The following is a 12,286-nucleotide window of genomic DNA, read 5'->3' on the forward strand; positions in this document are numbered from 1 at the left end:
CGTCACGCGTCGGCGTGGGCCTCGGTCACCTCGGTTTTCGCCTTCTTCGGCTCCAGCAGCATCTCAAGCGCCTTGCCCACCGCCGCAAAGGCGAACGCGCCGGTGATGTGGGTCGCCGCGCCCAGACCGGCGCCGCAGTCCAGCTTCAACGCCGCATCGGCACCCAGGTTCGGACGAATGCCGCAGACGCTGCCATCGGCCTGCGGGTACTTCACATTCTCCAGCGAATACACCGCCGGCACGCCGAAATAGCGCTTGGCGTTCTTCGGGAAGTTGAACTCGCTGCGCAGCTTCTTGCGGATCAGCGCCAGCATGGCGTCATGCTCGGTGCGCGAGACATCGCGGATACGTACCAGGGTCGGGTCGGTGCGGCCACCGGCAGCGCCGACGGTCAGCAGCGGCAGCTTGCGGCGGCGACACCAGGCGATCGTCTCGACCTTGACCCGGAAGCTGTCGCAGGCGTCGATCACCAGATCGAACCCGCGGTCCAGCAGCTCAGCCATGTTGGACATCGTCAAGAATGCCTGCACGGCGTCGACGTCGATCCCCGGGTTGATCGCACGGCAGCGCTCGGCCATCGCCTGGGCCTTGTTGCGCCCGTAATTGCCTTCCATCGCCGGCAGCTGCCGGTTGGTGTTGGACACGCAGATGTCGTCGGCATCGATCAGGGTCAGATGACCGACCGCCGAACGGGCCAGCGCCTCCACCACCCACGAGCCGACGCCGCCCATGCCGACCACCGCCACGCGGCTGCCCTGCAGGCGCTCGAGCGCACCCACGCCATAGAGCCGTTCGATGCCGGCAAAGCGTTGTTTGACCTGTTCGTTCATCGGGCTATTTTAACGTGCAGGTGCCAGCGCCCAAAGCACGCCGGCGTCGAACCCACCGTTGCATGCCCGGAGAGCCCGCATGAACGCCAGCCCGCCCCGCCGCCTGTCCCCTACCCATCGCTACCTGTTCGTACTGTGCCTGGGCCTGCTGATCGGCCTGGTCGCCACGGTGATGGTAGGCCGCGCCCTGCAGGCGCGTCGCGACCCGTTTCCGGACAGCCTGATGCAGGTGATGCAGCGGCAGTCGCAGCTGCTGCAGCGGGCCCAGCAGCAGAACCGCTGCAGCCTGGCCGACAGCGTGCCGCGGCTGCAGGCGCTACGCCTGTTGTCCAATGACCTGGACCTGGCGTTTCCCGGGCTGAAGGACAGCACGCAGTTCCAGCAGCACGCCAGCCGACTTCGCGGCAACCTCAACACGGCGCTGGCTGCACCGCCAGGCGACTGCAGGGCCTTGGCCCAGCTCGTGGAAACGCTGCAGGCCGATTGCCGGGCCTGCCACCAGGATTTCCGCTGAGGCGCGTTCATCCTGCAGCCGGGCATCGGGTGCGTGGTTGGCGCGTTGTTCACGTTCGAAGGGAGAGGATTCGTCCACCCTGCTGCATGACGCAGTACCACCCAACATACCCGCCTTCACGGCCAGGAGACGCCCCATGAAGATCCAGCTCATCGCCGCCAGCGCCATCGCTACCCTCGCGCTGGCCGGTTGTGCCACCTCGCCCGGTTACAGTGGCGGTGGTTACAACAACGGCTACAACAACGGCGGCTACGGCAACAACGGCGGCTACAACCAGGGCCGCTGCGCGGACTGTGGCATCGTCACCCGCATCAACACCGTGCCCTCGGGCCGCACCGCGCCCAGCGCGACCGGCGCGATCCTCGGCGGCATCGTTGGCGCCGTGGCCGGCCATGAAATCTCCGACCACACCGGTGGCAGCCGTGGCAACAAGAACATTGCCGCCGCTGCAGGCGCAGTCGGTGGCGCCCTGGCCGGCAACCAGATCCAGAAGAATGTGACCAGCGATACCTACGACATCAGCGTGCGCATGGATGATGGCCGTACCATCGTGGTCAACCAGCGTGACCTGGGTGGCATCCGTGAGAACACCTATGTGCGCGTGGTCAACGGCAAGGTCATCCTGCGCTGACCTGCAGCGGGCCAAAGGCAAAGAAAAAGGCCCGCTTGCGCGGGCCTTTTTTCATGCCGACGGACGGCAGGTGTTACATCGGCTGGACCTTGTCAGCCTGCAGGCCCTTCTGGCCCTGCACGACTTCAAAGCTCACACTCTGGCCTTCCTTGAGGCTCTTGAAGCCCTGGGTCTCGATGGCGCGGAAGTGCACGAACACGTCCTCGCCATTCTGCCGGCTGATGAAGCCGAAGCCCTTCGCATCGTTGAACCACTTTACGGTACCGGTCTCGCGATCAGCCATCTCACTAACTCCCTTTGACTCTCTCTTGTTGTTGGAAACGCCTGGTGGGCGGCTGACAAGCAAGGGGGAAGCGAGGTGCATCGATGCAGCGGATCGGGAAGATCTTGCTTCATCAGGCCACGATCCACGGTGACCTTGCCAAGCTCAGCGACTGCAACTTAACCCGGCCAAAACGAAAAAGCAACTGGCAAAATCTTTCACTGTCAACCCCAAAACGGACTCCATACGGGACAGCATGGGACTCTCATTCATCTTGTATCTGCTAGCGGTCATTTTTGTCCTGATAGGCATCGCCGGCATCATCCTGCCGGCCCTCCCGGGCATCCCGCTGGTGTTCATCGGACTGCTGCTGGCCGCCTGGGCCGACGGCTTTGCCCACGTCGGCTGGCCTACCCTGGTCGCGCTTGGGGTACTGACCCTGCTTTCGCTGCTGGTGGACGTGCTGGCCACGGTGGTCGGCGCGCAGCGTGTCGGTGCCAGCCGCAAGGCGCTGTGGGGAACCTTCGTCGGCAGCATCGTCGGCCTGTTCTTCATGCCCATCGGCCTGTTCGCCGGACCGCTGGTCGGTGCCCTGCTCGGCGAGTACTGGCACACCCGCGAACTCGGCCGCTCGACCAGGGTCGGTCTGGCCACCTGGCTCGGCATCCTGCTTGGCCTGGCACTGAAACTGGCGGTTGTGATCGCGATGCTGGGCCTGTTCGCGTTCGCCTGGTTCTTCTGAGCCACCTGGCCTTCACGCCACGCGCACGCTGTGACCGTGCATAAACCGTGGGGCTGGCCGCGATCCGGCACAGCCGCCACACTGTGTGATTCCCGAATTCATCGAAGGGCCTGCTGCAATGACCCTCCCCACGCTGTTTCCCCGTCTGGCGCCGCTGGCGCTTGCCCTGGCCAGTGCACCGCTGGCTGCGCAGGAGTTCGCGCCTACCGCCGATACCTCACCGGCCGCGTGCGCGGCAATTACCACCGACGCGGCCCGGCTGGCCTGCTATGACCGCCTGTTCGGGCATACCCCGGAGGCTACCGCCGCCGCTGATGCTGCCGCCGAAGCGGCTGCACAGGCCCGCCGCGAAGAACGGCAGACCGCGCGCGTGAGCCAGGGCGAGGAAAAGCTGCGCGAGCGGGTGAGCGACCTGTTCCGCCCGGCGACGCCGGACAGCGCGCTGGCCAACGCCGGCCGCGGTTCGCTGCTGGACAGCCGCTGGGAACTGGCCGAGGACTCCAAGCTGGGGCCGTTCCAACTGCGCGCCTACAAGCCGGTGTACCTGCTGCCCGCCTTCTGGACCAGCGATCGCAACACCATGCCGCACTCGCCGAACCCGGCCAACAGCGTGACCACCCCGCAGGTACTGGACAGTGCCGAGCTGAAGTTCCAGATCAGCTTCAAGACCAAGATCGTCGAGAACCTGTTCGGCGACAACGGCGACATCTGGGCCGGCTACACCCAGAGTTCGCGCTGGCAGGCCTACAACAGCGAGGATTCGCGCCCGTTCCGCGAAACCAATTACGAGCCGGAAGTGATGATGGTGTTCCGCAACGGCTACTCGATCGGTGGCTGGCGCGGGCGCATGACCGGCATCGCACTGAACCACCAGTCCAATGGCCGCGCCGACCCGCTGTCACGCAGCTGGAACCGGGTCATGCTCAACATCGGCCTGGACCGCGAGAACTGGGCGCTGGTGCTGCGTCCCTGGTACCGCATTCCGGAAAGCCGCAGCGAAGACAACAATCCGGACATCGAGGATTACATGGGCCGCGGCGACGCCACCCTGACCTGGAACCGCAATGGGCATGAGGTCTCGCTGATGGCGCGCCATTCACTGCGCACCGGAAGCCGTTCGCACGGTGCGCTGCAGCTGGACTACGGCTTCCCGATCAGCAACCTGCTGCGTGGCCATGTGCAGGTCTTCGACGGCTACGGCGAAAGCCTGATCGACTACAACCACAAGGCCACCTACGTGGGTGTGGGCGTGTCTCTGCTGGAGTGGTTCTGATGGACGTGACGATCTGGCACAACCCGGCCTGCAGCAACTCGCGCGGCGCACTGAAACTGATCCGCGATGCGGGCTTCGAGCCGGTGGTGATCGACTACCTGGGCAACCCGCCGGACGCAGCCACGCTGCGCCAGGTACTGGCCGAATCCCGGCTGCACGCACAGGAACTGGTACGCAGCAAGGAGGCGCTGTTCGCCGAACTGGGCCTGGACGGCGCCGACGACGCCACGCTGCTGGCGGCGATGAGCGAACATCCCCGCTTGATCAATCGCCCCGTGGTGCGCACGACCAAGGGCACGCGGCTGTGCCGCCCACCGGAAACAGTGCTGGAGATCCTGTAACCCGGAAAAGGGGACGGAGGGAATTAAGTCGTTTGTGCACAAACGACTTAATTCCCTCCGTCCCCTTTTTTGGTTACCGCCAATCGGTGATGCCTTCGCGGCGGTAGACCTCGGCGAACGCCGGGCGCGCCTTCATCGAGGTGGCATGCGCCTTGAGCACTGGCCAGGTGTCACTGGGCCTGGGCATGTTGCGCGACCAGCGCATCAACATCACCAGCATGTAGTCGACCACGCAGGGCGTGGCGCCCAGCAGGTACGGGCCGTGCGCCTGCAGGTGAGCGGCAACGTGCTGCCAAGCCGCTTCGAGCCGCTGACGCGCCCTCTCGCGGCTGGCCTCAACGTTCGCCTGGCCGGCCATTTCATGCGGATAGAACCAGGCCCGATAGGCCGGCTGCAGCGTATTGGCACACCAGAACATCCAGCGATAGGCATCGCCACGCTGCGGCGTGCCCGGTACCGGGAGCAGGCCGGCCTCCGGGTGGCGATCGGCCAGGTACAGGGCGATGGCCGCCGCTTCGGTCAGTACCAAGCCATCGATCAACAGTGTCGGCACCACACCGGCCGGATTGAGCGCCAGGTACTGCGCCGACTTGTGCTCGCGCGCGTCGAAATCCAGCAGCACCAGTTCATGCTCGATGCCGAGCTCGATCAGCAGCCAGTGCACGACCAGCGCGGCGGTACTGGTCGAACCATACAGCATGGTGCTCATGCGGAAGATCCTGTGCAGGGGGATCAGCCGATTATGCGCCCACGCGCGCGATCGTTGCTCAGCCGCAGCTGCTCATGCAGGAATCCCGGCGCTCGCCACAGGACATCATCGGCGCGCGCATCGCGCAGTCGTGCGTCTTCAGTTCGCAGGCACGGCGCAGGTCCGGATTGTCCACGTCCTTGCAGCGTTTGTCCGGCGCCGGCACCACCTGCTGCTCGCAGTTGCTCTGGCGGCTGCCGAGGGAGTCATTCTGCGCCATGCAGCTGCGATAGCCGGCCTGGCACTGCACGCGGCATTGCGCGGATGCTGGGAAATCCGCGCCTTCGTATGACGCCGGGGTGCTGCAACCGGCCAGGGCCAGCAGCACGCCTACCACGATGAACCGATGCAGGGCCATGGACACGTCCTGTGCGAGGGTGTACCGACCGTAGCAGAGCAGAGGCTACAGGCGCGTTAATCCTTCTGCCCACACAACAACGGCGCCACAGGGGCGCCGTTGTCTGGTCCGGGATGGAGGGCTTACTCCACAACCACCGGAATCTTGCCAATGCGGGCCTGCCATTCGCGCGGGCCGGTCTTGTGCACCGATTCGCCGGTGGAATCCACCGCCACGGTCACCGGCATGTCCTGCACGGTGAACTCGTAGATCGCCTCCATGCCCAGGTCGGCGAAACCGACCACCTTGGCGGCTTTGATGGCCTTGGACACCAGGTAGGCCGAACCACCAACGGCCATCAGGTAGGCCGACTTGTGCTTCCTGATCGCCTCGATGGCGGCCGGGCCGCGCTCGGCCTTGCCGACCATGCCCAGCAGACCGGTCTGCGCCAGCACCTGCTCGGTGAACTTGTCCATGCGGGTCGCCGTGGTCGGGCCGGCCGGGCCCACCACTTCGTCGCGCACCGGATCGACCGGGCCGACGTAATAGATGAAGCGGCCCTTCAGGTCGACCGGCAGTTCCTCGCCCTTGTTGAGCATGTCGACCATGCGCTTGTGCGCGGCATCGCGACCCGTCAGCAGCTTGCCGTTGAGCAGCAGGGTCTGGCCCGGCTTCCAGCTGGCCACGTCTTCCGGGGTGATCGTGTCCAGGTCCACGCGGGTGCCCCTGGACGCGTCATAGGTCAGCTTCGGCCAGTCTTCCAGCGACGGCGGGTCCAGCATCACCGGGCCACTGCCATCCAGGGTGAAGTGCGCATGGCGGGTGGCGGCGCAGTTCGGGATCATCGCCACCGGCAGGTTGGCCGCATGGGTCGGATAGTCGTTGATCTTGATGTCCAGCACAGTGGTCAGGCCGCCCAGGCCCTGCGCACCGATGCCCAATGCATTGACCTTCTCATACAGCTCCAGGCGCAGCTCCTCGATGCGGTTGGAGGCACCACGGGCCTGCAGCTCGGTGATGTCGATCGGTTCCATCAGCGCCTCCTTGGCCAGCAGCATCGCCTTCTCGGCGGTGCCACCGATGCCGATGCCGAGCATGCCCGGCGGGCACCAGCCGGCGCCCATGGTCGGCACGGTCTTCAGCACCCAGTCGACGATGGAGTCGGACGGGTTGAGCATGGCGAACTTGGTCTTCGCTTCCGAACCACCGCCCTTGGCGGCAACGATGACGTCGACCTTGTTGCCCGGCACCACCTTGACGTTGACCACGCCCGGGGTATTGTCCTTGGTATTGATCCGCTTGCCGGCCGGATCAGCCAGCACCGAGGCGCGCAGCTTGTTGTCCGGATGCATGTAGGCGCGGCGAACGCCTTCATTGGCCATGTCTTCCACGCCCATGGTGGCGTCATCCCAACGCACGTCCATGCCGATTTCCAGGAACACGGTGACGATGCCGGTGTCCTGGCAGATCGGACGGTGGCCTTCGGCGCACATCCGCGAATTGATCAGGATCTGGGCCATCGCTTCCTTCGCGGCCGGCGACTCCTCGCGCTCGTACGCGGCGGCGAGGTTCTTGATGTAGTCGACCGGGTGGTAGTACGAGATGTACTGCAGCGCGTCGGCGATGGACTGGATGAGGTCTTCCTGCTTGATCGATGTCACGGCTTGCTCGCTTGCTCGAGGCTGGCGGGGGTAATCGGCCCATTTTACCCCCTCCCCCGGCCCCGGGGTGGTAGTGCCGGCCGCTGGCCGGCAAGATTCCCCCCGACGCTCTGTCACGCCACGCGCCACTGCGGCGTCCTTGCCCACATGAACGCCGAAACCGTTTTCCAGACCCACCGCCCGCGCCTGATGGCGCTGGCCTATCGCCTGCTCGGCAGCCGCGCCGACGCCGAAGACGTGGTCCAGGACGCCTGGCTGCGCTGGTCCGGCGCCGATCCCGCCAGCGTCCGCGATGCAGAGGCCTGGCTGGTCACCACCACCACCCGGCTCGGCCTGGACCGCCTGCGAGCGGCCAAGCGCGAGCGTGTCCACTATGTCGGCCCATGGCTGGCCGAACCGCTGGCGGTCACCCTGGAGCCTGACCCCTCGCCCGGCCCGGCCCAGCTGCATGCGCTGGCCGACGAGGTCTCGGTCGCCTTCCTGACCCTGCTCGAACAGCTCGGCCCCGAAGAACGCGCCGCCTTCCTGCTGAAGGAGGCCTTCGACCACGACTACCGTGAGATCGCCGACCTGATCGGCCACAGCGAAGCCAACTGCCGGCAGCTGGTGCACCGTGCCCGGCAGCGCCTGCAGGCCGGACGGCCGCGCTTCAACGCCGATGCCATCCAGCACCGGCAGTTGCTGACGCGCTTCATGGATGCCTCGCAGCGCGGCGACAGCGAAGCGATCCAGGCCCTGCTGCACGCCAATGCGGTACTGGTCTCCGACGGCGGTGGCGTAGTCACTGCGGCGGTACGGCCCCTGCTGGGCGCCGAACGCATCGGCCGCCTGTTCTGGGCCATCGCCCGCCGCGGCGCGGCGCATCCGGCGCAGCTGGGCTACGTCAACGGCGAACCGGCGATCCTGCGTTTCCAGGGTGACCGCCTGCACTCGATCACCACCATCGAAGTGGTCGATGGTCGCATCGCCAACGTGTACAGCGTGCTGAATCCAGAAAAATTGCCGAAGGTTGTCACGCACCGCGACGCTGCGGCGTCCTTGTGATGAAAGGCGGCCATCGTGGCCGCCGTGGAGCCCACGATGTCCGATCACACCTTCCCCCGCGTCCCCTACACCCGCCTGGCCGCCGAGGCCTTCAAGGGCCTGCTGGCCACCAGCCAGGCGGTGCATGACAGCTCGATCGACCCGACCCTGATGGAACTGGTGTTCCTGCGCGTGTCGCAGCTCAACGGCTGCGGCTACTGCATGGACATGCACGGCACCGCGCTGCGCAAGGGTGGCATCGAGCCGCGCAAGCTGGACACCCTGCCCGCCTGGCACGAAAGCCGCTTCTTCGATGCGCGCGAACGCGCAGCACTGGGCTGGGCCGAGGCGCTGACCCGCTTGACCGACGGAGCGCCGTCGCAAGCGGCGTTCGATGCACTGGAACCGCACTTCGATGCGAAGGGCATCAGCGACCTGAGCATGGGCATTGCGGTGATCAATGCCTGGAACCGGCTGGGTGCGGGGCTGCTGCCACCGCTGCCGTAACGGAGAGCGGGGTCGGATCCCTTCGCATGGCGAAGGGCTCTGACTCCGAGGCGCGGTGGTGGGGTCAGAGCCCTTTGCGCTGCAAAGGGATCTGACCCCATCTGACCCCATCTGCACGCCGTGCGCGCGCACAATGGCGGCATGCCTACTGCCGCCGCGAAGAAACCCAGCCTGCGCCAGCGCTTCAGGGCGATGCGCAATCTGCCCCCCTTCCTGCGCATGATCTGGAAGACCAGTCCGGCGCTGACCCTGGCCAGCCTGGGGCTGCGCCTGATCCGTGCGCTGCTGCCGGTGGCGATGCTCTACGTCGGCAAGCTGATCATCGACAGCGCCCTGCACCTGAGCCAGCACGATGCCGGCTTCCCGCCGCTGGGCGAGGCGCTGTCCAGCGGCCTGCTCAATCCACTGCTGGGCCTGCTGGCACTGGAATTCGGCCTGGCCATCGCCTCAGACCTGCTCGGCCGGCTGGTCAGCTATGCCGACGTTCTGCTTTCCGAACTGTTCGCCAACGCCACCAGCATCCGTCTGATGGAACACGCCGCGACGCTGGACCTGGAGGATTTCGAAGACCCGGACCTGCAGGACAAGCTGGACCGTGCGCGCCGCCAGACCATGGGCAGGATGAACCTGATGAGCCAGCTGTTCGGCCAGGTGCAGGACGCGATCACCGTGGCCAGCCTCGCCGTCGGCCTGCTGGTCTACGCGCCGTGGCTGATCCTGCTGCTGGCGCTGGCACTGGTGCCGGCCTTCATCGGCGAATCGCACTTCAACGCGGCCGGCTACAGCCTCAACTTCGAGTGGACGCCCGAGCGCCGCCAGCTCGACTACCTGCGCCAGCTGGGCGCCAGCGTGGAAACGGCCAAGGAAGTGAAGATCTACAACCTGCACCGCTTCCTGGTGGAGCGCTACCGGCGCCTGTCGGTGGCATTGTTCCAGGCCAACCGCGCCCTGGCACGGCGCCGCGCGTTCTGGGGCACGCTGCTGGCTGCGCTGGGCACGCTGGGGTATTACACCGCCTACGCCTACATCGCATGGCGCACGGTGCGTGGGGACTTCTCGATCGGCGACCTGACCTTCCTCGCCGGCAGCTTCCTGCGCCTGCGCCAGCTGCTGGAAGGCCTGCTGATCGGCTTCTCGCAGGTGGCCAGCCAGGCGCTGTACCTGGATGACCTGTTCTCGTTCTTCCAGATCCAGCCGGAAATCCACTCGCGCGATGGGGCCGTGCGCGTGCCGCAACCGATCCGCCAGGGCTTCGTATTCGAGAACGTCGGCTTCCGCTACCCCGATGCCGAACAGTGGGCGGTGCGTCACCTGGATTTCCAGCTGCACGCCGGCGAAGTGCTGGCCTTGGTCGGCGAGAACGGCGCCGGCAAGACCACCCTGGTGAAGCTGCTGGCGCGGCTGTACGAACCGGACGAAGGCCGCATCCTGCTCGATGGCCGCGACCTGCGCGATTACGACCTGGATGACCTGCGCGCCAACCTCGGGGTGATCTTCCAGGACTTCGTGCGCTACAACCTCAGCGCCGGCGAAAACATCGGCGTCGGCCAGGTCGAGGCGATGGACGACCAGGCACGCATCGCTGATGCGGCGCGACGCGGCATGGCCGAGGAAGTCATCGACGACCTGCCCGGCGGCTACGACCAGCAGATCGGCCGCCGCTTCAAGCAGGGCGTGGACCTGTCCGGTGGCCAGTGGCAGAAGATCGCCATTGCCCGCGCATGGATGCGCAATGCGCAGGTGATGATCCTGGATGAGCCAACGGCAGCGCTGGATGCCCGCAGTGAGTTCGAGGTGTTCCAGCGGTTCAGGGAACTGGCGGATAATCGCACCGCAGTACTGATTTCCCACCGCTTTTCCTCGGTACGCATGGCCGACCGCATCCTGGTGCTGGCCGATGGCCGGATCGAGGCCAGCGGCACCCATGCGCAGCTGATGGCGCAGGGCGGCCGCTATGCCGAGCTGTTCGAGCTGCAGGCGGCGGGTTACCGCTGAGAACGCCTCTCGTTCCGCCCAATGAGAACTTGTCTCATTTGAGATAGAATTACCCCCGACGACTTTCGATAGATACGCCCATGTCCTCCGCTTTCGGCGCCGAAACGGTGCTTGAGGTCCGTCACTGGACCGATGCCTACTTCAGCTTCACCACCACCCGCGACAGCGGCTTCCGCTTCGAGAACGGCCAGTTCGTGATGATCGGCCTGGAAACCGAGGCGCGACCGCTGCTGCGCGCCTATTCCATTGCCAGTGCCAACTGGGAAGAACAGCTGGAGTTCTTCAGCATCAAGGTGCAGGACGGCCCGCTGACCTCGCGCCTGCAGCACATCAAGCCGGGCGACAAGGTACTGGTCGGCAAGAAGCCCACCGGCACCCTGCTGATCAGCGACCTGCATCCCGGCAGGAACCTGTACCTGCTGGGCACCGGCACCGGCCTGGCGCCGTGGCTGTCGGTCATCAAGGACCCGGAAACCTACGAGCGCTTCGAGAAGGTGATCCTGTGCCACGGCGTGCGCTACGAAAGGGACCTGGCCTACCGCGATTACTTCGAGAGGGAACTGCGTGAGCACGAGTTCCTCGGCGAGATGATCGGCGACAAGCTGCTGTACTACCCGGCCGTCACCCGCGAGCCGTTCGCCAACCAGGGCCGCCTGACCCAGCTGATGGAGAGCGGCGAGATGCAGCGCACCCTCGGCCTGCCGGAACTGAGCCCGGAAAACGACCGCGCGATGATCTGCGGCAGCCCGCAGATGCTGGCCGACCTTCGCACCGTGCTCGATGCCCGGGGTTTCCAGGTTTCGCCGCGCATCGGCCAACCGGGCCACTACGTGTTCGAGCGCGCGTTCGTCGAGAAATGATGCTGCAACGGTAGTGCCGGCCGCTGGCCGGCTCTTCCTGGCACCACGGGGTTGCCGGCCAGCGGCCGGCACTACCTCACAGCAGCGCTTCGATCGCGCTGCGCAACTGCTCTGGCCGGGTGGTGGGCGCATGCCGCGACACCACCTGCCCCTAGCGATCGACCAGGAACTTGCTGAAATTCCACTCGATGCGGGCACTGCCGAGCAGGCCACGCTTTTCGTGCGTCATCCAGGCCCACAACGGATCAGCGCCCTCGCCGTTGACCTCGATCTTCTCCGACAGCGGAAAGCTGACCGGATAGTCCAGCGAACAGAACTGGCGGATCTGCGCCGCGTCCCCCGGCTCCTGCGCACCGAACTGGTTGCACGGGAAGCCGATCACCACCAGGCCGCGCTCGCGGTAGTCCTGCCACAACTGTTCCAGGCCGGTGTACTGCGGGGTGAAGCCACAGCGGCTGGCGACGTTCACCAGCAGCAACGGGTGGCCCTGATAACGGGCCAGCGCCTGCGGCTGGCCGTCGAGGTCACGGAAGCTGAAATCGTAGGCGCTGGTCATGATGGC

The 12,286-nt window shown here is 66.0% G+C and carries 14 protein-coding genes and 1 pseudogene; 9 read left to right on the forward strand and 6 right to left on the reverse strand.

Annotated elements, in window-relative coordinates; genetic code table 11:
* Positions 1-2: 2 nt before the first annotated feature.
* Positions 3-830 (reverse strand): tRNA threonylcarbamoyladenosine dehydratase, encoded by an 828-nt coding sequence (locus AC5P7X_RS13870; protein ID WP_495215034.1) that lies wholly within the window; start codon positions 828-830, stop codon positions 3-5.
* A gap of 79 nt (positions 831-909) precedes the next feature.
* Between AC5P7X_RS13870 and AC5P7X_RS13875 the strand changes: the two genes are divergently transcribed.
* Positions 910-1,344 (forward strand): cytochrome c, encoded by a 435-nt coding sequence (locus tag AC5P7X_RS13875; RefSeq protein WP_053499867.1) that lies wholly within the window; start codon positions 910-912, stop codon positions 1,342-1,344.
* Between the two features lie 136 nt (positions 1,345-1,480).
* Positions 1,481-1,975, forward strand: a complete 495-nt coding sequence (locus AC5P7X_RS13880; protein ID WP_005417545.1) for a glycine zipper 2TM domain-containing protein — start codon at positions 1,481-1,483, stop codon at positions 1,973-1,975.
* A gap of 73 nt (positions 1,976-2,048) precedes the next feature.
* Here the strand turns inward: AC5P7X_RS13880 and AC5P7X_RS13885 are convergent, their stop codons facing one another.
* A complete protein-coding gene (locus AC5P7X_RS13885) occupies positions 2,049-2,258 on the reverse strand; it encodes a cold-shock protein (RefSeq protein ID WP_005417546.1) in 210 nt (69 codons plus the stop codon).
* A gap of 235 nt (positions 2,259-2,493) precedes the next feature.
* Between AC5P7X_RS13885 and AC5P7X_RS13890 the strand changes: the two genes are divergently transcribed.
* The 3 genes from AC5P7X_RS13890 to arsC all read left to right on the forward strand — a co-directional run bounded on the left by AC5P7X_RS13890 (position 2,494) and on the right by arsC (position 4,593).
* Entirely contained in the window at positions 2,494-2,979 is a 486-nt protein-coding gene (locus AC5P7X_RS13890; protein WP_005417547.1) for a DUF456 domain-containing protein, read from the forward strand.
* 118 nt (positions 2,980-3,097) lie between these two features.
* Positions 3,098-4,252 (forward strand): phospholipase A, encoded by a 1,155-nt coding sequence (locus tag AC5P7X_RS13895; RefSeq protein ID WP_070490493.1) that lies wholly within the window; start codon positions 3,098-3,100, stop codon positions 4,250-4,252.
* Positions 4,252-4,593, forward strand: a complete 342-nt coding sequence (gene arsC / locus AC5P7X_RS13900) for an arsenate reductase (glutaredoxin) (protein ID WP_005417554.1) — start codon at positions 4,252-4,254, stop codon at positions 4,591-4,593. Before AC5P7X_RS13895 ends, arsC begins: the two co-directional genes overlap by 1 nt.
* A 73-nt stretch (positions 4,594-4,666) precedes the next feature.
* Here arsC and AC5P7X_RS13905 read toward each other — a convergent pair whose 3' ends face one another.
* From AC5P7X_RS13905 to AC5P7X_RS13915, 3 genes are all read right to left on the reverse strand, one after another.
* A complete protein-coding gene (locus tag AC5P7X_RS13905; RefSeq protein WP_053497824.1) occupies positions 4,667-5,302 on the reverse strand; it encodes a glutathione S-transferase family protein in 636 nt (211 codons plus the stop codon).
* A 58-nt stretch (positions 5,303-5,360) separates the two neighbouring features.
* Entirely contained in the window at positions 5,361-5,699 is a 339-nt protein-coding gene (locus AC5P7X_RS13910; RefSeq protein ID WP_005417563.1) for a hypothetical protein, read from the reverse strand.
* A 122-nt stretch (positions 5,700-5,821) separates the two neighbouring features.
* On the reverse strand, positions 5,822-7,339 hold the full coding sequence (locus tag AC5P7X_RS13915) for a fumarate hydratase (RefSeq protein WP_053497826.1): 1,518 nt from the start codon (positions 7,337-7,339) through the stop codon (positions 5,822-5,824).
* Positions 7,340-7,486: 147 nt separating this feature from the next.
* On the opposite strand from AC5P7X_RS13915, the gene AC5P7X_RS13920 reads away from it, so the two are divergent.
* The 4 genes from AC5P7X_RS13920 to AC5P7X_RS13935 all read left to right on the forward strand — a co-directional run bounded on the left by AC5P7X_RS13920 (position 7,487) and on the right by AC5P7X_RS13935 (position 11,724).
* Positions 7,487-8,383 carry an RNA polymerase sigma-70 factor gene (locus tag AC5P7X_RS13920; protein WP_070489842.1) on the forward strand — a complete coding sequence of 299 codons (897 nt, stop codon included), beginning with the start codon at positions 7,487-7,489 and terminating at the stop codon, positions 8,381-8,383.
* A 36-nt stretch (positions 8,384-8,419) separates the two neighbouring features.
* The gene (locus AC5P7X_RS13925; RefSeq protein WP_053497828.1) at positions 8,420-8,869 is read left to right on the forward strand and encodes a carboxymuconolactone decarboxylase family protein; all 450 of its coding nucleotides are present in this window, start codon (positions 8,420-8,422) and stop codon (positions 8,867-8,869) included.
* Positions 8,870-9,010: 141 nt separating this feature from the next.
* A complete protein-coding gene (locus AC5P7X_RS13930) occupies positions 9,011-10,864 on the forward strand; it encodes an ABC transporter ATP-binding protein (protein ID WP_070489845.1) in 1,854 nt (617 codons plus the stop codon).
* 80 nt (positions 10,865-10,944) lie between these two features.
* Positions 10,945-11,724, forward strand: coding sequence for a ferredoxin--NADP reductase (locus AC5P7X_RS13935; protein ID WP_346607542.1), 780 nt, complete (start codon positions 10,945-10,947; stop codon positions 11,722-11,724).
* 76 nt (positions 11,725-11,800) lie between these two features.
* Here AC5P7X_RS13935 and AC5P7X_RS13940 read toward each other — a convergent pair.
* A pseudogene (locus tag AC5P7X_RS13940) lies at positions 11,801-12,280 on the reverse strand (glutathione peroxidase).
* Positions 12,281-12,286: the final 6 nt, after the last annotated feature.

It is taken from the genome of Stenotrophomonas sp. YJH_SMC_53 (genome assembly GCF_059369995.1).

Excerpts from the sequence above, each read along its gene's own strand:
- AC5P7X_RS13870 (WP_495215034.1), bottom strand. The coding sequence starts at position 830 with ATGAACGAACAGGTCAAACAACGCTTTGCCGGCATCGAACGGCTCTAT.
- AC5P7X_RS13875 (WP_053499867.1), top strand. The coding sequence starts at position 910 with ATGAACGCCAGCCCGCCCCGCCGCCTGTCCCCTACCCATCGCTACCTG.
- AC5P7X_RS13880 (WP_005417545.1), top strand. The coding sequence starts at position 1,481 with ATGAAGATCCAGCTCATCGCCGCCAGCGCCATCGCTACCCTCGCGCTG.
- AC5P7X_RS13885 (WP_005417546.1), bottom strand. The coding sequence starts at position 2,258 with ATGGCTGATCGCGAGACCGGTACCGTAAAGTGGTTCAACGATGCGAAG.
- AC5P7X_RS13890 (WP_005417547.1), top strand. The coding sequence starts at position 2,494 with ATGGGACTCTCATTCATCTTGTATCTGCTAGCGGTCATTTTTGTCCTG.
- AC5P7X_RS13895 (WP_070490493.1), top strand. The coding sequence starts at position 3,098 with ATGACCCTCCCCACGCTGTTTCCCCGTCTGGCGCCGCTGGCGCTTGCC.
- arsC (WP_005417554.1), top strand. The coding sequence starts at position 4,252 with ATGGACGTGACGATCTGGCACAACCCGGCCTGCAGCAACTCGCGCGGC.
- AC5P7X_RS13905 (WP_053497824.1), bottom strand. The coding sequence starts at position 5,302 with ATGAGCACCATGCTGTATGGTTCGACCAGTACCGCCGCGCTGGTCGTG.
- AC5P7X_RS13910 (WP_005417563.1), bottom strand. The coding sequence starts at position 5,699 with ATGGCCCTGCATCGGTTCATCGTGGTAGGCGTGCTGCTGGCCCTGGCC.
- AC5P7X_RS13920 (WP_070489842.1), top strand. The coding sequence starts at position 7,487 with ATGAACGCCGAAACCGTTTTCCAGACCCACCGCCCGCGCCTGATGGCG.
- AC5P7X_RS13925 (WP_053497828.1), top strand. The coding sequence starts at position 8,420 with ATGTCCGATCACACCTTCCCCCGCGTCCCCTACACCCGCCTGGCCGCC.
- AC5P7X_RS13930 (WP_070489845.1), top strand. The coding sequence starts at position 9,011 with ATGCCTACTGCCGCCGCGAAGAAACCCAGCCTGCGCCAGCGCTTCAGG.
- AC5P7X_RS13935 (WP_346607542.1), top strand. The coding sequence starts at position 10,945 with ATGTCCTCCGCTTTCGGCGCCGAAACGGTGCTTGAGGTCCGTCACTGG.